At 33.4% G+C, this 22,647-nt stretch carries 21 protein-coding genes and 2 tRNA genes; 15 read left to right on the forward strand and 8 right to left on the reverse strand.

Annotation, left to right across the window (positions count from 1 at the left end; genetic code table 11):
- Positions 1-185 precede the first annotated feature (185 nt).
- The 7 genes from topA (at position 186) to V5J73_RS02750 (ending at position 9,915) form a co-directional block, all read left to right on the forward strand.
- Complete coding sequence (topA, locus tag V5J73_RS02720; RefSeq protein WP_338647434.1) at positions 186-2,702, forward strand: type I DNA topoisomerase; 2,517 nt, start codon at positions 186-188, stop codon at positions 2,700-2,702.
- Position 2,703: 1 nt separating this feature from the next.
- Positions 2,704-3,855, forward strand: a complete 1,152-nt coding sequence (locus V5J73_RS02725) for a formimidoylglutamase (protein WP_338647435.1) — start codon at positions 2,704-2,706, stop codon at positions 3,853-3,855.
- A 269-nt stretch (positions 3,856-4,124) separates the two neighbouring features.
- Positions 4,125-5,528, forward strand: a complete 1,404-nt coding sequence (gene porK, locus V5J73_RS02730) for a type IX secretion system lipoprotein PorK/GldK (protein WP_338647437.1) — start codon at positions 4,125-4,127, stop codon at positions 5,526-5,528.
- 54 nt (positions 5,529-5,582) lie between these two features.
- Entirely contained in the window at positions 5,583-6,230 is a 648-nt protein-coding gene (gene porL / locus V5J73_RS02735; RefSeq protein WP_338647438.1) for a type IX secretion system motor protein PorL/GldL, read from the forward strand.
- A 46-nt stretch (positions 6,231-6,276) separates the two neighbouring features.
- Entirely contained in the window at positions 6,277-7,818 is a 1,542-nt protein-coding gene (gene porM, locus V5J73_RS02740; protein ID WP_338647440.1) for a type IX secretion system motor protein PorM/GldM, read from the forward strand.
- Positions 7,819-7,870: 52 nt separating this feature from the next.
- Positions 7,871-8,761 carry a type IX secretion system ring protein PorN/GldN gene (gene porN, locus V5J73_RS02745; protein ID WP_338648650.1) on the forward strand — a complete coding sequence of 297 codons (891 nt, stop codon included), beginning with the start codon at positions 7,871-7,873 and terminating at the stop codon, positions 8,759-8,761.
- Between the two features lie 101 nt (positions 8,762-8,862).
- A complete protein-coding gene (locus V5J73_RS02750) occupies positions 8,863-9,915 on the forward strand; it encodes an NAD(P)/FAD-dependent oxidoreductase (protein ID WP_338647442.1) in 1,053 nt (350 codons plus the stop codon).
- 2 nt (positions 9,916-9,917) lie between these two features.
- On the opposite strand, the gene V5J73_RS02755 is transcribed toward V5J73_RS02750, so the two are convergent.
- Positions 9,918-10,295: a DUF983 domain-containing protein gene (locus V5J73_RS02755; protein ID WP_338647443.1), complete on the reverse strand. Its 378-nt coding sequence runs from the start codon at positions 10,293-10,295 to the stop codon at positions 9,918-9,920.
- A gap of 86 nt (positions 10,296-10,381) precedes the next feature.
- On the opposite strand from V5J73_RS02755, the gene V5J73_RS02760 reads away from it, so the two are divergent.
- Positions 10,382-12,289 carry an ABC transporter ATP-binding protein gene (locus tag V5J73_RS02760; protein ID WP_338647445.1) on the forward strand — a complete coding sequence of 636 codons (1,908 nt, stop codon included), beginning with the start codon at positions 10,382-10,384 and terminating at the stop codon, positions 12,287-12,289.
- A 32-nt stretch (positions 12,290-12,321) separates the two neighbouring features.
- Here V5J73_RS02760 and V5J73_RS02765 read toward each other — a convergent pair whose 3' ends face one another.
- A complete protein-coding gene (locus tag V5J73_RS02765) occupies positions 12,322-13,290 on the reverse strand; it encodes an App1 family protein (RefSeq protein WP_338647447.1) in 969 nt (322 codons plus the stop codon).
- A gap of 64 nt (positions 13,291-13,354) precedes the next feature.
- Between V5J73_RS02765 and V5J73_RS02770 the strand changes: the two genes are divergently transcribed.
- Positions 13,355-14,245 (forward strand): diacylglycerol/lipid kinase family protein, encoded by an 891-nt coding sequence (locus V5J73_RS02770; RefSeq protein ID WP_338647449.1) that lies wholly within the window; start codon positions 13,355-13,357, stop codon positions 14,243-14,245.
- On the opposite strand, the gene V5J73_RS02775 is transcribed toward V5J73_RS02770, so the two are convergent.
- Positions 14,238-15,386 (reverse strand): GNAT family N-acetyltransferase, encoded by a 1,149-nt coding sequence (locus V5J73_RS02775; RefSeq protein WP_338648652.1) that lies wholly within the window; start codon positions 15,384-15,386, stop codon positions 14,238-14,240. The genes V5J73_RS02770 and V5J73_RS02775 overlap by 8 nt on opposite strands.
- A 97-nt stretch (positions 15,387-15,483) precedes the next feature.
- Here V5J73_RS02775 and V5J73_RS02780 point away from each other — a divergent pair, with 97 nt between their 5' ends.
- Positions 15,484-15,762 (forward strand): 4a-hydroxytetrahydrobiopterin dehydratase, encoded by a 279-nt coding sequence (locus tag V5J73_RS02780; protein WP_338647451.1) that lies wholly within the window; start codon positions 15,484-15,486, stop codon positions 15,760-15,762.
- Between the two features lie 45 nt (positions 15,763-15,807).
- Here the strand turns inward: V5J73_RS02780 and V5J73_RS02785 are convergent, their stop codons facing one another.
- Positions 15,808-16,290, reverse strand: a complete 483-nt coding sequence (locus V5J73_RS02785; protein ID WP_338647453.1) for a DUF1761 domain-containing protein — start codon at positions 16,288-16,290, stop codon at positions 15,808-15,810.
- Positions 16,291-16,472: 182 nt separating this feature from the next.
- On the opposite strand from V5J73_RS02785, the gene V5J73_RS02790 reads away from it, so the two are divergent.
- On the forward strand, positions 16,473-17,327 hold the full coding sequence (locus V5J73_RS02790) for a leucine-rich repeat domain-containing protein (protein ID WP_338647455.1): 855 nt from the start codon (positions 16,473-16,475) through the stop codon (positions 17,325-17,327).
- Between the two features lie 372 nt (positions 17,328-17,699).
- On the opposite strand, the gene V5J73_RS02795 is transcribed toward V5J73_RS02790, so the two are convergent.
- Positions 17,700-17,772: transfer RNA gene (locus V5J73_RS02795), tRNA-Met, on the reverse strand.
- Between the two features lie 34 nt (positions 17,773-17,806).
- Positions 17,807-17,879 (reverse strand) — tRNA-Met (locus V5J73_RS02800).
- Between the two features lie 117 nt (positions 17,880-17,996).
- Between V5J73_RS02800 and era the strand changes: the two genes are divergently transcribed.
- The 4 genes from era to der all read left to right on the forward strand — a co-directional run bounded on the left by era (position 17,997) and on the right by der (position 21,461).
- Positions 17,997-18,878, forward strand: coding sequence for a GTPase Era (gene era / locus V5J73_RS02805; protein ID WP_086453362.1), 882 nt, complete (start codon positions 17,997-17,999; stop codon positions 18,876-18,878).
- A gap of 339 nt (positions 18,879-19,217) precedes the next feature.
- Entirely contained in the window at positions 19,218-19,766 is a 549-nt protein-coding gene (locus V5J73_RS02810) for a DUF2975 domain-containing protein (RefSeq protein ID WP_338647457.1), read from the forward strand.
- A gap of 4 nt (positions 19,767-19,770) precedes the next feature.
- Positions 19,771-19,980 (forward strand): helix-turn-helix domain-containing protein, encoded by a 210-nt coding sequence (locus tag V5J73_RS02815; RefSeq protein ID WP_086453359.1) that lies wholly within the window; start codon positions 19,771-19,773, stop codon positions 19,978-19,980.
- A gap of 170 nt (positions 19,981-20,150) precedes the next feature.
- Entirely contained in the window at positions 20,151-21,461 is a 1,311-nt protein-coding gene (gene der / locus V5J73_RS02820; RefSeq protein WP_338647459.1) for a ribosome biogenesis GTPase Der, read from the forward strand.
- A gap of 55 nt (positions 21,462-21,516) precedes the next feature.
- Here der and V5J73_RS02825 read toward each other — a convergent pair whose 3' ends face one another.
- Positions 21,517-21,753, reverse strand: a complete 237-nt coding sequence (locus V5J73_RS02825) for a hypothetical protein (protein WP_338647461.1) — start codon at positions 21,751-21,753, stop codon at positions 21,517-21,519.
- Between the two features lie 114 nt (positions 21,754-21,867).
- Positions 21,868-22,608 carry a DUF2490 domain-containing protein gene (locus tag V5J73_RS02830; protein ID WP_338647462.1) on the reverse strand — a complete coding sequence of 247 codons (741 nt, stop codon included), beginning with the start codon at positions 22,606-22,608 and terminating at the stop codon, positions 21,868-21,870.
- Positions 22,609-22,647: the final 39 nt, after the last annotated feature.

Raw genomic sequence — 22,647 nt, forward strand, 5'->3', positions numbered from 1 at the left:
ACAAGATGTCAGATTAAGAATTAACACTATTTTAAGGTGTTTAAAAGAACGGATAAATTGGTCCAAAATTTATTAAATTTAAATGTGTTAAAACCCGCAATTCAACGATTAAATTGACTTTTAAAATTTAAAAAACTTAAAATTTAAAAAAATCATATACTTTTGCCGACATAAACAATCGGAATATGGCAAAGAATTTAGTTATAGTGGAATCACCTGCAAAGGCAAAAACAATCGAAAAATTTCTAGGTAGTGATTTTCAGGTAGAGTCCAGTTACGGACATATTGCCGATTTACCATCCAAAGAAATTGGAGTAGATGTCGAAAATGGTTTCAAGCCTAAATATGAAGTTTCTGCCGATAAAAAAGCATTGGTCACCAAATTAAAAGGACTAGCTAAAAAAGCTGAAATGGTTTGGTTAGCAAGTGATGAGGATCGTGAGGGTGAGGCTATTTCTTGGCATTTAGCCGAAGAATTAAAATTAGATAAGAAGAAGACTAAGCGTATTGTTTTTCATGAAATCACTAAAACTGCGATTCTAAAAGCAATTGATAATCCACGAGAAATCGATTATAATTTAGTCAATGCACAACAAGCCCGTCGTGTTTTGGACAGATTAGTTGGTTATGAATTGTCGCCTGTACTTTGGAGAAAAATAAAAGGTGGACTTTCTGCAGGTCGTGTTCAATCGGTTTCCGTACGTTTGATTGTGGAACGGGAGCGTGAAATTCAAAATTTTAATGCAATTGCAACGTATTCTGTAGTAGCTGAATTTACGAATGAATCCGGAAAAACATTCAAAGCCAAACTACCTAAAAATTTCAATACTAAAAAAGAAGCCGAAGATTTTTTAAATAAAAATATTGGTTCTACATATAAGGTAGCAGATTTAGAAACTAAACCTACCAAAAAATCACCAACTGGTCCATTTACAACTTCGACTTTGCAACAAGAAGCAGCTCGTAAATTGTATTTGCCTGTTGGGATTACCATGCAACTCGCACAACGTTTGTACGAAGCCGGACTTATTACTTATATGAGAACGGATAGTGTGAACTTATCAAAAGATGCGATGGAAGCTGCTCAGGCTGAAATTATCAAATCCTACGGAAAAGAATTCTCAAAACCGCGAACATTTGTCAATAAAAGTAAAGGCGCACAAGAAGCACACGAGGCGATTCGTCCTACGGATATGTCTCGTCATACGGTAGATATCGATAGAGATCAAGCGCGGTTGTATGATTTGATTTGGAAAAGAACGTTGGCTTCGCAAATGAGTGACGCACAATTAGAGCGTACAAACGTGAAAATTGAAGCAAATAATCACGGTGAAATATTCACGGCATCTGGAGAAGTATTGCTTTTTGAAGGTTTCTTGAAAGTATATTTAGAAGGTCATGATGACGATGAAGAAGAGCAAGAAGGGATGCTGCCTGCAATGAAAGTTAACGAAAAATTACAAAACAATTATATCTCAGCAACCGAAAGGTATTCAAGGGCGCCTGCAAGATTTACTGAGGCATCTTTGGTAAAAAAATTAGAGGAACTGGGAATTGGTCGTCCTTCTACTTATGCGCCAACGATTTCTACGATCATCAACAGAAATTATGTGGAGAAAGGAAATCTTGATGGTCAGGAAAGAAATTATACACAACTGACTTTACAATCCGGTAAAGTAGGAGAGAAGTTACTGAAAGAGAATACGGGTTCTGACAAAGGGAAATTAGTACCTACAGATATTGGAACTATTGTTACGGATTTCTTGGTGAAAAATTTCGGAAATATTTTGGACTATAATTTTACAGCAAAAGTAGAACAGGATTTTGATGAAATTGCTGAAGGAAATATCGTCTGGACAAAAATGATGCAAGAATTCTACGATCAATTTCACCCAAATGTGAAAGATGTAGAAGCGAATGCTGATAGAGAAAGTGGAGAAAGAATTTTAGGAACAGACCCAAAAACTGGAAAACCAGTATCGGTGCGTTTAGGTAAATTTGGACCTATGGCTCAAATTGGAGCTGCAGATGACGAAGAGAAAAAGTTTGCTAGTTTGATGAATGATCAAAATATTGGGAACATCACTTTAGAAGAAACCTTAAATTTATTCTTATTACCTAAAAATCTTGGAAACTATAAAGACGAAGAAGTAGAAGTTAGTAATGGTCGTTTTGGACCTTATATTCGCCATGGAGCTGCTTTTGTATCCTTGCCAAAAGGAGAAAATCCATTGGATGTAGATTTTGAGAGAGCAAAAGAATTAATAGACGAAAAAGCACTTGCTGATGCGCCAATTGCGGTTTATAAAGGAGAAGGTGTTCAAAAGGGAACTGGTCGTTTTGGTCCTTTTATCAAATGGAATGGTATTTTTATAAATGTAAGTAAGAAGTACAATTTTGATAATTTATCTCAAGGAGATATCGAAGCATTGATTGAAGATAAACTGCAAAAAAATATTGACAAGGTTCTTCATAATTGGGAAGAAGAGGGGATTTTGGTCGAAAAAGCCCGTTGGGGACGTTCTGTTATTACGAAAGGCAAAATTAAAATTGAACTAAGTAAAGATGTTGATGCTACTAAATTGACATTAGCAGAAGTTCAGGAGATGATTGCCAAGAAAACACCTGCTAAAAAAACACCCGCTAAAAAAGTAGCAGCCAAAAAAGCACCAGCAAAGAAACCAGCAGTAAAAAAGAAATAAAATGGAATTTGATTTTCTGAAGCCCGTAGATGATGAAGTTCTGATGTATATAAACGGACTCACTTCCCAGCAATTAGGAAGTAAAATAGTATTACATACAGAAAAACAGTTTCCAGATTTAAATAAGATTCAAATTGCTGTAATAGGCGTTTTGGAGAATAGAGGAGATAAAAAAGCTGTTTCGGATGTTGATTTAATACCTGTTCGAAAAGAATTGTATGGCTTGTTTCCTGGAAATTGGGATGCCTCTATTGCTGATTTAGGGGATATTCTAGCTGGAAATACTGCTGAAGACACTTATTTTGCCTTAAAAAAAGTAGTTGCAAGTCTAGTCAAGAAAAAAATTACTCCTATAGTGATTGGCGGTTCACAAGATTTGACGTATGCACTTTACAGAGCTTATGATGATTTAGAACAAATGGTCAATTTAGTTTCCATTGATAATAAATTTGATTTTGGTAAGGATGAAGAGGAAGTTTCGGCTTCGTCTTATTTGACAAAAATAATTGTAGACGAACCGAATAATCTTTTCAATTATTGCAATATTGGATATCAAACGTATTTTAACTCGCAGGAAGAAATAGATTTGATAGAAAAATTGTTTTTTGATGCGTATCGATTAGGAGAAGTTTCGAATAATATCTCTATTTCGGAGCCCGTTTTTAGAGATGCCGATGTAGTAAGTATTGATTTAAATTCAGTTAAATCATCAGATTCTGGAAATTTCATTTCGTTTGCACCAAATGGTTTTAATGGAAAAGAAATTTGTTCGTTGTCTCGATATGCTGGAATAAGTGATAAAGTATCTTCGTTTGGGATATTCAACCATAATAATGCAGCACAAGAATCAGTATTGATTGCACAAGTGATTTGGTATTTCATCGAAGGCTTTCATTATCGCTCTAATGAGTATCCTTTTGGAAGTAAGGAAAATTATTTAAAATATATTGTTCCATTAGAGGAAGAGGAACTTGTTTTCTATAAAAGTGATAAAACGGATCGATGGTGGATTGAAATCCCATTTATTTCAAATGTTAATAATAAATTAAAAAGAAATACGTTATTACCTTGTTCTTATGAAGAATATTTATTGGCATGTAATCAAGAATTGCCTGAAAGATGGTGGAAGGCACAGCGTAAGAATATTTTGTAATTAATTAGTAGTGATTTAGACTTTGATTGTTAAAAATTGTTTAAAAATCAAAGTCTTTTATAGTCGTAATAGTGTAAAAAAGATTAAAAAATCAATTTATATGTATTTTATCGATTATTTTTGCGTTTTATCGATAAAATATTTTTTTTGTATTTTATTTAACATTATTTTTGAGCTCAAATTATTTTCACGACAAAAATATTGTTTTATTAATAAATAATAAATAGGTTTACACACTTATAAAATAATGAATAGATAACCAAATTTATATGAAGAAGTTCATTGCATATACGTCAATTTTGGCCCTTTTAATTGGCTGTGGTAAATCAAGTGATAAAGGAGAATTAGTTGGTATAAATGGAGGTAAGTGGCATCCTGAAAAGCCTTATGGAATGACTTTAATCCCTGGTGGAGCTTTCATTATGGGTAAATCAGACGGGGATTTAGCTAATGTAGAAGATGCTCCTACTAAAACAGTTACTGTCCGCTCTTTTTATATGGACGAAACAGAAATTACCAATAGTGAATACCGTCAATTTGTAGAATGGGTAAAAGATTCTACTATGAGAGTTCGATTAGCTATTCTAGCTGATGAAAGTGGACAAACAGCAGGAACTGCTAATGGGAAAGGTAAAAATGCCGGAAGTATAGGGGATTTTGCTTTTAATGATTCAGATCCTGAAAAAATGACGGCCTATGATAAATACATGTATGATAACTATTATAGTGTAGGTACTGCTGATGATCCGTATGCGGGAAGAAAATTAAACAAAAAAGTAAAATTAATAAAAGATACTAAGTTGTATCCTGATGCGTATTATGCGGAAGTTATGGATTCCATGTACTTGCCAATTGAGGCTTCCTACAATGGATTAAGAACTATCGATGTAAATAAATTAAAATTCCGTTACTCTTGGATGGATATTCAGGCTGCAGCAAAAGCTAAAGTTGGAAATAGAAAAAACTTTATTAGAACAGAAGAAGTAAAAGTATATCCTGATACTACAGTTTGGATCAAGGATTATGCTTATTCTTATAACGAGCCTATGCACAACGATTATTTCTGGCACAAAGCTTATGGAGATTATCCAGTTGTAGGGGTTAAATGGACACAGGCAAAAGCTTTTTGTGCTTGGAGAACTTTAAATAAAAATACTTACATAAAATCTAAAAAGAAAGGTCACGATTTGATAAATTCTTTTAGATTGCCTACGGAGGCTGAATGGGAATATTCAGCTAGAGGTGGTTTAGAATCAGCTACTTATCCTTGGGGTGGCCCGTATACCAAAAATGATAGAGGTTGTTTTCTTGCTAATTTTAAACCTAATAGAGGGGATTATGCAGCAGATGAGGCTTTATATACTGTAGAAGCAAAGTCATATGAGCCAAACGGTTATAATCTTTATAATATGGCTGGAAACGTTTCGGAATGGACAGATTCATCGTATGATCCAAATGCATATGAATATGTTTCTTCAATGAATCCTAATGTTCAGGATTATAAAAATCAAAGAAAAGTTGTTCGAGGCGGATCATGGAAAGACGTTGCTTATTTTTTACAAGTAAGTACTCGCGATCATGAATATGCAGATTCAGCAAGAAGTTATATTGGTTTTAGAACTGTTCAAGATTATATGGGACTTCAAACCACTGGAAACGGTAAAAAGAAATAATTACTAAACCCCTTTAAATAAAAAAAACCTACACTAACAAAAAAAATTAAGATTATGGCATTATTAGGAAAAAAAGCAATGAATTTTGCATACGGTATGGGAGCAGCAGTTGTTATTGTTGGTGCCCTTTTTAAAATCACTCACTTTGAATTAGGGCCATTAACAGGTACTTTGATGCTTTCTATTGGATTGTTAACTGAGGCTTTTATTTTTGCGCTTTCAGCATTTGAACCAGTTGATGATGAATTAGATTGGACATTGGTTTACCCGGAATTAGCAAATGGAGTTAAAGCAGAACCAAAGAAAAAAGTTGAAGCACCTGCTGATACGCAAGGATTATTATCTCAAAAATTAGATGCGATGTTAAAAGATGCAAAAATTGATGGGGAATTAATGGCGAGTTTAGGGAATAGTATCAAAAATTTTGAATCTGCTGCAAAAGGAATTGCTCCAACTGTAGATTCTATTTCTGCAACAAAGAAATACAGCGAAGAATTATCTATGGCTGCGGCTCAGATGGAATCTTTAAATAGTTTATACAAAGTGCAATTAGAAAGTGCTTCTAGAAATGCTGAAGCAAACAAAGAAATTGCTGAAAATGCTGGAAAATTGAAAGAACAAATGCAATCTATGACTGCAAATATTGCTTCATTAAACAATGTTTATGGCGGTATGCTTTCTGCAATGGGTAATAAAGGATAATTAGTTTCAGACTATAAAAAAAACAACAAACTAATTAGTAGAAAATATGGCAGGAGGAAAACTAACCCCTAGACAGAAGATGATTAACCTAATGTACTTGGTTTTTATCGCTATGTTGGCAATGAATGTTTCAAAAGAAGTGATCTCAGGTTTCGGATTAATGAACGAAAAATTTGAAAGTACAAATGTAAATTCAAAACAGACCAATGATCAGATGTTAGTTGCTTTAGATACCAAGGCTGCAGAAGCTAAAGGTGAATTTGCTGTAGCAGCTATAACCGCTCATAAAGTAAAAACAATAACGGATAATTTTTATAACTACATTGCTTCTTTGAAAGAACAAGCGACTAAAGGTTATGAGGTTGATCCAGAAACGGGAAAGCTACCTTATGAAGAAATGGATAAGGGTGACAATATTGATGATTGGTTCACAGGCGAAGGTTACGGTAAAAAAGGAAATGAAATTATCGCGACTATCAATCAATATAAAGCAGATATGAAAGCTGCTCTAGGGACTGATAAAAAATATAAGTCAATTATTAGTGAGATTGAAAGTAAATTTGATGTTTCGGATGTTAAAAATAAAGAAGGTTTAAAAGACAAGTTTTTGTCTTACCATTTCAAAGGTTTTCCTGCTATAGCATCTGTCGCAAAATTGTCTACTTGGCAAAATGATATCAATAAAGCAGAATCAGATGTGTATAGTGCAGCCTTAGGAAAAGCGGCTGTTGCTGCTGCTTCTTATAGTAACTATCAAGCAATTGTAGTATTAGATAAAAATGCTTATTTTCAAGGGGAAGCTGTTACGGGTAAAGTTGTTTTAGGACGTTATGATGAAAATACAAAACCTAAGAGTGTAACAGGAGCAAGACTTGATCCAGCAACGGGGCAAGCAAAAATTGCTTTAACTGCTGGAGGTGTAGGAGAACAAACTATTGGTGGTCAATTTACATTTGTTGAAGATGGAAAAACGATTCCATTGACATTTTCAGGCAAATATGTTGTCGTGCCAAGACCTAATTCGGCTACAATTTCAGCTGATAAAATGAATGTAGTCTATAGAGGTGTTGTAAACCCTATTTCTATTTCATTTGCAGGGATTGCTGATAAGGACGTGAATGCTTCTGCTGCAGGTTTGACTAAAGTTGGAAACGGAAAATACAATATGAGTCCGCAAGGAGGAAATGAAGTTGTAATCAATGTTAGTGGAAAAATGGCAGACGGTAAAGTTGCTTCTGACAAAAAAGTATTTAGAATTAAAGGTATTCCAGGACCTACAGGAACTATTAGAGGAGAAACAGGTGTAGTTAAAGGACCTAAATCAAATCTTGAAATCGCTACTATTGGAGCAAAATTAGAAGATTTTGATTTTGAAGTTGGCTTGAATGTTGTTGGTTTCAACTTAAAAGTAACTGGTCAACCTACTGTAGTTGTTACTGGAAATAAATTGAGTGCACAATGTAAAGCCGTACTTTCTAAAGCAGGAAGAGGTGATCAAGTTACTATTTCTGAAATAAAAACAAAACTAGTTGGTGCAGGTAACTATTTATTGCCAAGAACTGCTCCAGTAATTTTTGAAATACAATAAAAATAAGTACGTTTATATTTGACCTACTTCAATATCTTATTACGATACCATGATGAATATAAGAAATTTTTTAATCGCTATTGTCTCTATTACGGGAAGTTTTGCATCTTTTGGACAGTCTAATTTGCTTAATGCAAAAACTCCTGATCAAATAGGGCTAAAAACTGCAGCACAACTCATTTCAGATAACGATAAACCATTAGTGTATGGTTATGTTCATGATAGGGATGTCTTAATGGGTAAGACTACATGGGAAATTATTGACTTAAGTGAAAAAATTAATTTTGCTTTGTATTTTCCTATTGATACCGCAAATATTGGATCGGATAGAAGATCTTTGTATGATGTGCTTACGAAAGCTTTGAAAAATGGTAAAATTACTGAGGTGTATACCGATAGTTATTTTAATACCAAAAAATCAATGCAAGATATTCAAACTTCATTAACTCGAATTGATACTACTGATGCAGGTAGGGAGCAAATTAATGCAGGAAATCAAATATCTGATGAGTATATTTTAAGACAAGATTTAGCAGCTCAAGACGTAACTCAATACAAAATAAAAGGGTATTGGTATTTTGACAAACGTCAAAGTGAATTGAAGTATCGTTTGTTAGGAATTTGTCCTGTGACTCCTGATGTTTACACGATGAATAGTGATGAAAAAGATTATATCGAATTGTTTTGGGTGTTTTTCCCAGCAGCAAGAGATGTTTTACATGAAGCAAAAGCGTTTAATGATAAAAATTCAGCGATGCCAATTTCATTTGATCAAATATTAAATTCGAGGCGTTTTAATAGTGTTATCTATAAAGAAGAAAATGTATACGGGGATAGAAAAATTGATGAATACATGAAAGATAATGCTCAAAATCAATTGTTAGAATCTGAAAGAGTAAAAGAAAAAATACGCAATTTCGAACAAGATATGTGGAATTATTAATATCCATTTTATAGAATTATTAAAAAACTCTTACTATAATGGTAAGAGTTTTTTTGTTTTAAAGTGCTTTCTTTGCAGGTAGTTTCAAATGACATTTTTCAATGATTGATTATTTAATTGTAGGTTCTGGTTTAGCAGGTATATCTTTTACCGAAATTGCGCTTCGCAATGAAAAGACTGTTTTTGTTTTGGATAATAATTCTCAAAACTCCTCCAAAATTGCAGGCGGTTTGTATAATCCTGTTATTTTAAAGCGTTTTAGTGAAGTCTGGCAGGCGCAAGAACAATTGGTTTTAATGAATGAGTTTTATACTTCCTTAGAGGAAAAACTAAAATATAAATTTGATTTTAAAAGACCAATTTTAAGGAAATTCTTTTCCGTTGAAGAGCAGAATAATTGGTTTGCTGCTTCAGATAAAATAGCACTTGCTCCTTTTTTGTCAACAACGTTAATTTCTAAAAAGTACGCTGGGATTGATTCTCCTTACGGCTATGGTGAAGTTTTACAAACGGGCTATGTGGATACAGCACTACTTTTAAATAAATACAGAGATTATCTAAAGTATAATAATTGGTTTCAGGAAGAATCTTTTGATTATGATGCTTTACATATTACTTCAGACGGTATTCGTTATAAAGATATTTATGCCAAACATATTATTTTTGCGGAAGGTTTTGGGATGCATGCTAATCCTTATTTTAATCAATTGCCTTTAGATGGGACTAAAGGTGAGCTTTTTATCATAAAAGCACCTGAGTTGAATCTAGATATAATTGTGAATACGAGTGTGTTTATTCTACCTCTTGGAAATGATTTGTTCAAAGTTGGCGCAACATATAATTGGAAAGACAAAACAGATTTGCCTACAGAAGAAGGAAAAACCGAATTAGTAGATAGAATAAAAGAAATCATTACTTGTGATTTTGAAATTGTAGCTCATTTTGCTGGCGTTCGCCCAACTGTTAAAGATAGAAGGCCGTTAGTGGGAACGCACCAAAATCATGAATCCATACATATTTTGAATGGTTTAGGAACAAGAGGAGTAATGCTTGGACCAGCAATGGCAAAAGCTTTATTTGATAGTATTGAACATCAAATTCCTTTAAGTAAAGAAATTGATAGTAATAGATTTTTGTCTAAAGGAAACAAATAGTATTATTTTGTTTTTGGGTCATAGGAAACAAACATATTGATGTATATATTTCTAGACCAGCGAAGCACAAATGGAAATAAGAGAATAAGTGACACAATTATAGCAATAAAGGCAACTTTAAGGCTTGAGCCAAATAGGATAAACGAAACTATAAAGGCAGCTATTCCAACTGCGACATTTAAGCCATAACTTACATACATTGCACCATAAAAAAAGGAAGGCTCAATTTGATATTTCAAACCACAATGGCTGCAATTTTCATGCATTTTCAAGATTTTATTGAAATGTAACGGATTTTTATCTAAATACATACTCTCATTCTGACATTTAGGACAAGTTCCTGTTAAAATGCTATATAATTTGGATCCTTTTTTTAACATTTGCAAAAAATTTAATTTTTCCTTTTTTAGTCCCGACAATTCGGGATACAAATTTACGAATTCGAAAAGGAATAAAATAACAATACATGCTTAATATACACAATTTATCTGTTTCGTTTGGTGGTACTTATTTATTTGAAGAAGTTACCTTTCGATTGGGTGCCGGAGACCGTGTAGGTCTTGTTGGGAAGAATGGAGCGGGAAAATCTACCATGCTTAAAATGTTAGCAAAAGATTTTGCTCCCGATTCAGGTGTGATTTCTCAAGAAAAAGATCTTCGTATGGGATTCTTGCGTCAGGATATTGATTTTGAGCAAGGAAGAACAGTTCTGGAAGAAGCGTATGAAGCGTTTACCGAAATCAAGATTGTAGAGAAAAAGCTTGAAGAGATTAATCACTTGTTAGTGACAAGAACGGATTATGAAAGTGATGAATACAGCCAAATTATTGAAGACCTATCAGATTATACCCATCGTTTTGAATTATTAGGCGGTTATAATTATGTAGGTGATACGGAGAAAATTTTATTGGGATTAGGTTTTAAAAGAGATGTTTTCGACAATCAAACGGAAACTTTTTCTGGTGGATGGAGAATGCGTATCGAATTAGCCAAATTATTATTACAAGCAAATGATGTTTTGTTACTGGATGAGCCTACAAATCACCTGGATATAGAAAGTATCATTTGGTTAGAAAGTTTCCTTCGTAATTATCCGGGAGTTGTGGTAATTGTTTCGCACGATAAAATGTTCTTGGATAATGTGACTAATAGAACTATCGAAATTTCCCTAGGAAAAGCCTACGATTTCAATAAACCTTATTCTCAATATTTAGAATTACGTCATGAAATTCGGGAGAAACAATTGGCTACACAAAAAAACCAAGCCAAAAAAATTGAAGAAACGGAGAAATTAATCGAAAAATTCCGAGCCAAAGCTTCCAAAGCTTCGATGGCGCAGTCTTTAATTAAAAAATTAGATAAAGTAGAACTCATCGAAGTAGATGAGGATGATAACTCGGTGATGAACATTACTTTTCCAGTTTCTAAAGAACCAGGAAGAGTAGTAATTGAAGCCGAAAATGTGACTAAAAGCTACGGAGACAAAACGATTCTAAAAGATATTAATTTATTAGTGGAGCGTGGAAGCAAAATTGCTTTTGTTGGACAAAACGGACAAGGAAAATCGACTTTCATTAAAGCAATTGTTGATGAATTTGAATATAAAGGAAATATCAAATTAGGTCATAATGTACAGTTAGGGTATTTTGCACAGAATCAAGCAGAATATCTGGATGGAGAAATCACTTTGTTGCAAACCATGGAAGATGCAGCAGCAGATACGAATCGAATGAAAGTACGCGATATGCTGGGTTCTTTCTTGTTTCGTGGTGACGATGTAGAGAAAAAGGTAAAAGTCCTTTCTGGGGGCGAAAGAAACCGTTTAGCGCTTTGTAAATTGTTATTGCAACCTATTAATGTTTTATTGATGGATGAGCCTACGAATCACTTGGACATCAAATCCAAAAATGTTTTGAAAGCTGCACTTCAAAAATTTGGAGGTACTTTATTATTGGTTTCTCACGATAGGGATTTCTTGCAAGGCATGTCAAATCTGGTTTACGAGTTCAAAGACCAAAAAATAAAAGAATATTTAGGCGATATCAACTACTTCTTGGAACAACGCAATATGGAAAATATGCGTGAAGTAGAGAAAAAAGATGCTCAAAAAGCAGCAGCACCTAAAGAGAGTAATAAAGCTTCTTACGAAGATCAGAAAAAAGGAAAAGCTTTGCAAAATAAATTGAGCAAAGTAGAAAGTCAAATCAAGCAATTGGAAAAAGACATTCAGCAAGACGATAAAATGCTAGCTTCTAATTATGACAAACATATTGAAGATGCAAAGTTTTTTACAGCATACAACAAGAAAAAAACAGAATTAGACAAACTTCTTTTAGATTGGGAAATAGTTCAAGAAGAGATAGATAATTTATAAAGAAGGGAGAGTTCCAAGTAGGAGCTCTTTTTTTATGCGATAATCCCAATCATTTTTGAGTGCTCAATGGCTTCACTACTATTTTTGAAATAACAAACAGAAACGTTTAGGGTTTCTAAATTTTTCAAAACGGCTGTGACTTTTTCTTTTTTTCTTGTTCCAGTTTGTCTTATATAAACGGCTTTTACGGTAACGGGAAAAATTTTGCAAATTGCCTCGTATAAATAGGGATCATGTTGTGAATCATCTCCAAGAAGTACATATTCTAAATTGGGATAAAATTCTAAAATGTGTTTTATTTTGTCAAATTTATGATTGTGATTGCCTCTGCCGGTAAAGAAAAAATCAGTGAGGCTTGTTTTTATATCCTTCAATAATAAAACTGCTTTTGGAAGTTTATGAATTTCGGTGAATTTTGTAATAAAACGATACAAGTTCCATTCGCTGCTAGAGACATAGAAAAAAGCATTGAATTCTCCCTTGTTCTCTCTTCCTGCGGTGCTTAAAGCTTGATAATGAGTAACAACATCATCGTATATTTTTCTTTTATTTACGTTTTTAAATAATAAAACATATAATTTCTTCAGAGGATTCAATGTGTGCGAAACTAAAAAAGTATCATCAATATCAGATATGATTCCTAAATTCCCTTTGTGAGGTCTAATATAGCTGTCTCGAGTGGTGATGAGCTCCTTTTTGTAGACAATACTTACTTCATAATCAATCCAGCCATATGTAGTGTTTTGGTCTAATGGAACGCAAAATTTAAAATAACCGTCGATTAATGTTTTGGTATGGATTTTGGAATTGTTGTGTTCCAAGTATACATCGGCGTTTGCTTGTGTTTTTATTTGAAACATTTTAATTACCGAAGTAGCATTTTTTAGATTCTTTTTTTGAAAATTATATTCTTGAATTGTTGTAGGTTTAAAAACATGACCCATAACAATCAATTCCTGTTCATTGGCATAGCCACGATATAATTTTAAAATTGGTTTCATTTATTGTAGTACTTTTGAGTGTTGTTGAAATTAATTGTTTTTAATTAATAAAAGAAGAAAAAGTTTGAAAAATAATAGTATACTGGTTGTAAATCCAATCTCTGGAGATGTTGATAAAGCAGAATTGATTGATGCAGCAACAGTTTTTGCAGCAAAAGAGAATTTAAATCTCATTATTTATAATACTTCCGGAGTGTCAGATATTGAGAATATAAAAGTGCTCTATAAAACCTATAAACCAGAACGAATTATTGTGGCTGGAGGCGATGGAACCATAAAAATGGTTGCTGAGGCAATGGAAGCTCATGATGTTATTATTGGAATTTTGCCAGCTGGTTCGGCTAATGGGCTGGCGGTAGATTTAAATTTGCCTTCCACAATCGAAGAAAACTTAGAAATTGCATTTCATAACGATTACATAGAAATGGATATGATTGCAATCAATGGAAAAAAAAGTATTCATTTAAGCGACTTGGGTGTAAATGCAGAAATGATTAAGAACTATGAAAATAGTAGTATTCGCGGAAAATGGGGATATGCAATCCAAACATTTACAACTTTAATTGACTTAGACGCCCCTTTTACTGCAAAAATAACAGGAGACTTTGATACTATTGAATGTACAGCAAGGATGATTGTCATTGCGAATTCTCAAAAATACGGCACTGGAGTTTCTATTAATCCAAATGGAGTTATGGATGATGGAAAGTTTGAGTTAGTTATTTTGAAAAATTTAGATTTAATAGTGCTCGGGAAAATTATTTCTGGAAATATGCCTGTCGAACTAGAGGATGTTGAAATAATTTCTACGGATAAAGCAGTTGTAACTACAAATGTTCCTGTTAGTTTTCAAATTGATGGCGAATATTGTGGAACGGAAACAAAACTAAATATTGAAATTTTACCCAAACAATTAAAAGTGGCTATTCCGAATTTAAATAATAGTGTTATTTAAATGGGTTTCGTTCCTGCCAATTCGTTTCGGGCTCTAGGTATCTAAATATTTTTGACATATACGAATTGACAATTTGATTGCTATGAGCTATAAATCCATACATTTTTATAGGTTTTGCCCCAACAGAACTTTTTATTTCCAATGCCGTTCTTGCAAATATAATTTCCTTAAAACCTTTGTTAATAGAATATGCTATCATGTCATATAGCATGTTTAAATACAACATTTTTTCGCGTTGAATGCTTTCGTCATATCCAAGAAAATAGGTTTCCATTACGGGACCGTTTTTTATTAACGTATTAAATCCAATTAATTTTTCGCCAATAAAATAGCCGTAAAAAAGAAATTTATCTCTAAAGGTTTCTTTAAAAATTCTGAAGTGGGTTTTAGGTAGAAAAAAAGTGTTGAAAGGAGCGTTTTTAGCCACATGAAGATACAAGTCATAAATAGTATCTTCATGGGCTATTATATCTTCTAAATGCATTTTTCTTTTCTCAATAACGACTGCTTTTTTTCGGGCTCTTTTATATTGATCTCTATATTTTTTTGAAAGCGAGTCGATGTAATCTTGTTCTGACCTCCAGTTTTCGTTAATGTAGAAAATCATATTTGGTTGTGTCGAAAACTGATAATCATTCTTGAATTCCGGAATGCCAAAGTTCGTAAGGTCTTCTTTGTGAAAATCTTTATAGGTGGTAATATGAATCTTTTTTCCTTTAGATTGGAACATTTTTTTCAATGCTGTTGTTGCTGATCTCAAGGTTTGCAGTGCTTTTTTTTTATCAATAGATTCAGATAATGCAAAAGAATTTTGTCCAGTCAACATATTGTTTCCAATCACGAGAACATGAGAACCGAAATTCCTGAAAACTAAATTTCGAATAGTAGTTTTAATACATTTATCCCGATCTCCAAAAGATTCCAGTTGGTTTAAATCTAAAAATTGAGAAAGAGCAATACCAATTAAAGTTTCATTTTTGAATAGCCCAATAAAATGACACGCCATGTTTTCAGGAGCTGATTTTTCTAAAATCTCTAGGTATTTTTTGGATAAAAAAATAGTTGAAACAGCTAAATCATCCCAGTTTGAGGGAAGTTGCGTTGTAGTGCTATAAATTTTAAAAGAATAAGCTGTGTTCAAACCGAAGAGTAATTTTTTTTCAAAATTAGTTAATAAAGTTAAAGTATTTCTCAATGTCTCGAAATTAAGTAACTTTATATCAATTAAACTTTAGATTATGAAAACCTATTCAGAAGAGACAATTAAAACTGAGTTAAAAATGCTAAAGGAGTGGCAGTTTGATACAAATACGATTTTGAAAAAGTTTGTTTTCTCAGATTTTACTCAAGCATTAGGTTTTATAGTGCAAGTAGGTGTGATGGCTGAGAAAAGAAACCACCATCCAGAATTATTCAATGTCTATAATAAAGTGACTATAAGGTTAACTACACATGATGCTGGCGGTGTTACGGATAAGGATTTAGATTTAGCCAAAGCAATTGATGAAATCCAATAAAAATTTCGTCTTGTATTGATCAAGACGAAATTTTTTTATTAGAAATTATTTCCAGGCGCAAATAATACCTCCCATAATCATAAAGCATACAATCCAAAAACCGCCTGTTACAAGGGTATATTTGAAACTTCGTCTTTCATATAATGCATTAGTTCCTATGATTGGCAAGGCTAAAAATAGGCCGGTCATAAAGCCATGTAGTGCACCATGCTTGAAAGATCTAAAAGCCATTCCGTAATCTGCCATGAAAGCTTCGTATGAAGGTTTTGCGATGCTTGGATCACCACCAACCATTCCTAAAGCCCCAAATTGATGTATTGTTAACATCTGTAGTATAAGGCTAATGAAAAAAGCATATAGTAATGAAACTCCAAATGTCAAGAGCATATTTCCGCCTTGCATTTTTTCTTCGGTCATTCCAGACTCCTTCATCCAAATAGTGCCAAAAACTTTTGGATTATACCACACAAATCCTACTACTAGTGTAGATAACGCTGCTACAAAAAGTGCTAAAAAATTGATTTCCATGAAATTAGTTTTTAAGGTTAGTACATCAAATTTAAGAATTTATTAGTTAAGTAAAGAATTTGAATAAAAATGTAAGATATAACTCTATAAAAATCATAAAACAGTGTCGTTTGTCGATTTTATTTGTTGATTAGCTTCATGGTGTGTATTTTTATGTGTAATTAAGAAATAAATCTAACGCTATGAGAAATATAACTACTTTATTTTTAATCATTTTGTTTTCTTTTTCAATGTTTGCAGATGTGTCTCATACAGAGAAAGATGCGTTGTTGAAGTTGTATCACTTTACTAATGGAAATCAGTGGAAAGTAAAATGGGATCTAACGGCACCAGTTTCTTCATGGCATGGAGTAAAGTTGCAAGATGATAAAGTGATTGCTATTAATTTAGAAAATAACAATCTGGTTGGTGAAATTCCAGAAGAGATTTTGAATCTAGTGAGTTTACAAGAATTAGATTTGCACAAAAACCAATTAACAGGTTCAATTCCCTCTTCAATCGGGAAATTAAAAGAAATGAAAGTATTGAATCTTTCTTTTAACAGACTATCAGGGATAATTCCATCTTCTGTTTGTGAAATGACTAATTTGAAGAATTTAGAATTGTATATGAATGCAATTTCAGGAGAATTACCAATGCAAATTGGAGCTTTGAATCAATTAGAAATACTTTCGTTATTCAACAATGAAATAGTAGGACAAATTCCAACTTCATTGTATGATATGAAAACGCTAAAAACATTACTTTTAAATAGTAATAAACTTTCAGGAACATTGAGTAATGAAGTAGTAAACATGACATCACTTGAAAATCTTAGTTTATTTGATAATAAAATGAATGGTCAAGTACCTTTGGAGCTTGAGAAATTAGATAAATTGAAGGAAATGAATATTTCTTACAACATGTTTAATGGTTTAATATCTAAGAATTTAGCAGTTTTAGATACGTTAAATATGACTATGATAAATGATAAAGGAGTTGCGGTTTTATTAGAAGTAAATAATGTTAAAAATACTGCTATAGCTTCTGAAGATTAATTTAGAAATAAAGAGTTTGCACTACTCTTTAATATTACATATTTAGTTGTTTTAATGAACTTAGTTTGTCAAAACCTGTATAGCTTGCTTTGCAGGTTTTTTTAATTTTAAGTGGTTGATGTTGCTAGTTAATATGTTTTAAATAGTGATGGTCGGTTAAAGTTTGATGAGTTTTAAGACAGTCAAAAAGTAAAACGAATAATTTTGTTAGATTATACAGTTGAAAAGTAGTATCGTTGATCAATACTAAAAAATTAGTGGTTGGTATTGAGAATAAAAAAGAGGAAAATATTTTCACCAAATTCTACTTTTATGATTATGATTAAAGTGATTGGTACAAAAAAAGCTCCAGATTTCTCTGAAGCTTCTTAGTAGCGGGAACAGGACTCGAACCTGTGACCTTCGGGTTATGAGCCCGACGAGCTGCCTACTGCTCTATCCCGCGATGTGCGTTTTGTAATCTCATTAAAGCTACTTAGTAGCGGGAACAGGACTCGAACCTGTGACCTTCGGGTTATGAGCCCGACGAGCTGCCTACTGCTCTATCCCGCGTTGTTTCGGGTGCAAATGTACAACGAATTATCGTATTTCCAACAATTTTTTTTAAAAATGTTTTATTTCATCTATTGACTTGATATGACTACCTTTGTGCCATAAATTATACTACAAATGTCACATAAAGCAGGTTTTGTAAACATTATCGGGAATCCAAATGTGGGTAAATCAACCTTAATGAACGCCTTCGTTGGAGAACGATTGTCTATCATCACATCAAAAGCACAAACAACGCGTCATAGAATTCTAGGAATTGTAAACGGAGAAGATTTTCAATTAATCCTATCGGATACGCCAGGAATCATCAAGCCAGCTTACGAAATGCAGGAATCGATGATGAACTTTGTGAAGTCGGCTTTTGAAGATGCTGATGTTTTGATTTACATGGTCGAAATTGGAGAGCAGGAACTTAAGGATGAAGCGTTTTTTAATAAAATCATCCACTCGAAAATTCCGGTTTTGCTGCTGCTTAACAAAATTGACAATTCGAATCAAGAACAATTAGAGCAACAAGTGGCGTTTTGGACAGAGAAAGTGCCGAATGCTGAAATCTATCCAATATCAGCCTTGCAAAATTTTAATGTTCCTGAGGTTTTTCAAAGAATCATTACACTTTTGCCAGAGTCGCCAGCCTATTACCCAAAGGATCAATTGACGGATAAACCAGAACGTTTTTTTGTGAATGAAACTATTCGTGAGAAAATCTTACTGAATTACAGTAAAGAAATTCCGTACGCAGTTGAAATTGTTACCGAAGAATTTTTTGAAGATGACAATATCATTCGCATTCGTTCTTTAATTATGGTGGAACGCGAAACTCAAAAAGGAATTGTGATTGGTCATAAAGGTGCCGCTTTAAAAAAGGTAGGAACTGAGGCGCGTGAAGATTTAGAGAAATTCTTTGGAAAACAAATTCACATTGAGCTTTACGTAAAAGTGAACAAAAACTGGAGAAGTAACGCAAATATGTTGAAGCGTTTTGGGTATAATCAATAGGGAGAAGTGAATAGTGAGAGTTGTTTAATTTTCTTTCACGTACAATAGTTAAAATCAGTACTAGAGTTAGTCTCTTGTACTGATTTTTTTTATAGCCTAGAGCGAAAAGGAAACCCCACAGCGAAAAAAGGATGCTGTTGCTACACGTGTAGAGCGACTAAAGGAAGGTCCTGCACAGGCTTTGTAACAGCTCCTTGAGGCGTGAGGAGTTGTGTTGAAGCGCTGGAATAGCTCCTGATGATTTTAAAAGCAATAAATATATTTTGATAAATGATGTATTTTTATTGTTTTTCAATAAATACTGATATATTTGTGTTTTAATTTTAAATACTTTGTATCATGTCTAGAAAAACCAATTTTGTTTTTAAAGTATTGCAAGTGGTATCTTGGATTATTTTTGTGGGGCTTTGCATCCAGGCGGGTGGCTTTATTTTTAATACTGTTTTTACGCTGTTGCTTAGTCCTGCAGGCGCAAGTAAGTTTTGGACGGAAGTTGATTTGGCAGCTTTGTATCAATTTAATCAGTCGCATTATGTGACTCCGACTGTTTTAATGTGCATTGTAGCAGTGCTAAAATCGCTCCTTTTTTTCAATATTGTTCAAGTTTTACATCATAATAAAATTAATTTAGAGCGTCCGTTTAATCAATTTTTAGCAAAATTCATTCTCACTATTGCTTCGTTTGCTTTTGGAATAGGATTGTTTGCTTATTGGGGAAAGGGCTTTACAAAATTTCTGTTGGAGCAAGATATAAAAATGCCTGATGCTGCCGATTTAAGTTTTGGCGGTGGCGATGTGTGGTGGTTTATGGCTGTAATTTTATTGATAATTGCGCAAATCATTAAAAAAGGTATTGCTATGCAGCAAGAAAACGAACTAACAATTTAAAAGTATGGCAATAATTGTGAACTTAGATGTGATGATGGCCAAACGAAAGATGTCATTAAATGAGCTATCAGAGAAGGTTGATTTGACTTTGTCAAATTTATCAATCTTGAAAACGGGTAAGGCCAAGGCGGTTCGTTTTAGTACTTTAGAAGCAATCTGTAAAGCGCTTGACTGTCAGCCAGGCGATATTTTAGAATATTCTAAGAATGAATAAATACAAAGGGTAGTGGTTGTGTGGTAAGTTTTGTTGTGAAGATGAGGTTGTTAGGTTGCGCTAATCGGGCTAATATTCGAAAAAAATTGATAATCATGCTTTTAAACACTACCTTTGCCACCCGAAACGGAAAAATAAGGTTTCGGAAAAACGAATTTTCAAATTATATTATGAATAACATTGTTGCGATAGTAGGAAGACCTAATGTAGGGAAATCGACCCTTTTTAATAGGCTGATACAAAGAAGAGAAGCTATTGTAGATTCAGTATCTGGGGTGACCCGTGATAGAAACTATGGTAAAAGCGAGTGGAACGGAAAAGAGTTTTCTGTAATTGATACCGGTGGATATGTTCGCGGATCTGATGACGTTTTTGAAGGAGAGATTCGCAAGCAAGTTGAGCTAGCGATTGATGAGGCGGATGTCATTATTTTTGTGGTGGATGTAGAAGAGGGGATTACTCCAATGGATGATGTTGTGGCGCGCTTGTTGCGTAAAGTGACTAAGCCAGTGCTTTTGGCGGTAAATAAGGTAGATAATGCCATGCGTGAAAAAGATGCTCTGGAATTTTACAACCTAGGTTTGGGTGACTATTTTACATTTGCCAGTATTTCAGGAAGTGGAACAGGTGATTTATTGGATGCATTAATAGATGCTTTTCCTGTTAAGCCAGAACCGGTTCAAGAAGAAGTAGTATTGCCACGTTTTGCGGTAGTAGGACGACCAAATGCTGGAAAATCAAGTTTTATCAATGCCTTAATTGGTAAAGATCGTTTTATGGTAACTGACATTGCGGGTACTACGCGTGATGCTATTGATACAAAATTTGATCGTTTTGGATTTGAATTCAACTTGGTCGATACTGCGGGAATCCGTCGTAAAGCTAAAGTAAAAGAGGATTTAGAATTTTACTCGGTAATGCGTTCCGTTCGTGCGATTGAACATGCTGATATTTGTATTTTGATTATTGATGCCACTCGTGGTTTTGAAGGTCAGGATCAAAGTATATTTTGGTTAGCGGAAAAGAATAGAAAAGGAGTTGTAATTCTTGTAAATAAATGGGATTTGGTTGAAAAGGAAACCATGTCTACCAGAGATTATGAGGAGAAAATTAAAAAAGAATTAATGCCGTTTACCGATGTGCCTATTCTTTTTGTTTCAGCATTAACAAAACAACGATTGTTGAAAGCATTAGAAGCAACCGTAAAAGTGTATGAAAATAGACAACAGCGTATTGCAACTTCAAAATTCAACGAATTTATGTTGAAAGTAATTGAAGCATATCCACCACCAGCAACTAAAGGGAAGTATGTGAAGATTAAATATTGTATGCAGTTGCCAACAGCTACACCGCAGTTTGTGTTTTTTGCAAACATGCCACAGTATGTTAAGGAACCATACAAGCGTTACCTTGAGAATAAAATTAGAGAAAATTGGGACTTTTCAGGAGTACCAATCGATATTTATATTAGAGAGAAATAAAAATCAAATCCCGAGCAATCGGGATTTTTTGTTGTTTAATAAAAAAATAAGATTCTTAATTCTCATCTTCTTCCAAAGTCTCCATTGGATAATCACCGTACCAATCTTTGAATGTTTTTGTGGTTTTATAATCATCAGTTAGCACAGTGTAGACCATAAAGAGGATTAGCGGTATGCCAATGCAATATAATGTCATTATTACTGGTAAAGCAATATTAGTTTGACATAAACCGGCAAAAACAAAAACATAAATGGTAGTGAACCAAACGAGTTTAATTGCAAAATTTTTCATGGCTATATCTTTTTATTAAAGTTACGCCATAAACTCTAAAAAATTAGTTAAAATGTTGATAATCAATATTTAAAAAAAAATAATACTTTGTCGGGTAAGAATTATAAATGCTCTTTATACTTTTTTTGAGATTTTAATTTTATGAAAGATACTGATTCGGATTATGTCTCTATTGAAATAATCAATTCCATTGCTTCTGCTTTGAAAACTGTTAAGATAACCGAGTTCAAATGCTAAATTGCTATTGAGTCCATAATGTATGGCAGCATAAATCCGATTTTGATCAAACGTGTTTTTAATTATATTTTTTCCAAAATTGAACATTATTTCATCAGATGCTACTGCTTTTAATAACTGTTTTTCTTTTTTCCAAAAAATGCAGTCTGCTTGAAGTCGGTATCTGAATCTCCAAAAAAATGTAGTGCCAGAAAGCAACTCATCTTTATTAGCATTCTGAATAAATCGCTCTTCTACCTGGAAACGTTGTGTCACCTTTACTTTATTAGCATTTAATTTCCACGTAAGATCCTGTTGCCCTCTATATTCAGGTGTGTTGTAATCAGGATTGATTTCAGGGACTTGAGTGTCAACTGAAAAATAGGCAAAACCAGAGCCAGCCTCTAAATGTTCATTTATTTTATAACGGCCTTGAATTCGGATGACATATAAGTTTTCTTGTGTTGGTTTTAGAAAAAGTCGGTTGTCAAATTCAGAATGCAAAGACCATTTCTCGCTTATTAACAATTGATTGTAATAACGCGTCCAAAGAATGCTTTGATGATCTACTTTTTTTACCGCTTGTGCGTGTAGCCCCAAACAGAGTAGTGTACAAAAGAAAAGGAATTTATGAGTCATTAGTTTTAAAAATCGTTCCAAATGTAAACAAAGTCAACC

The organism is Flavobacterium sp. KS-LB2, assembly GCF_036895565.1.
Lineage (GTDB): Bacteria > Bacteroidota > Bacteroidia > Flavobacteriales > Flavobacteriaceae > Flavobacterium.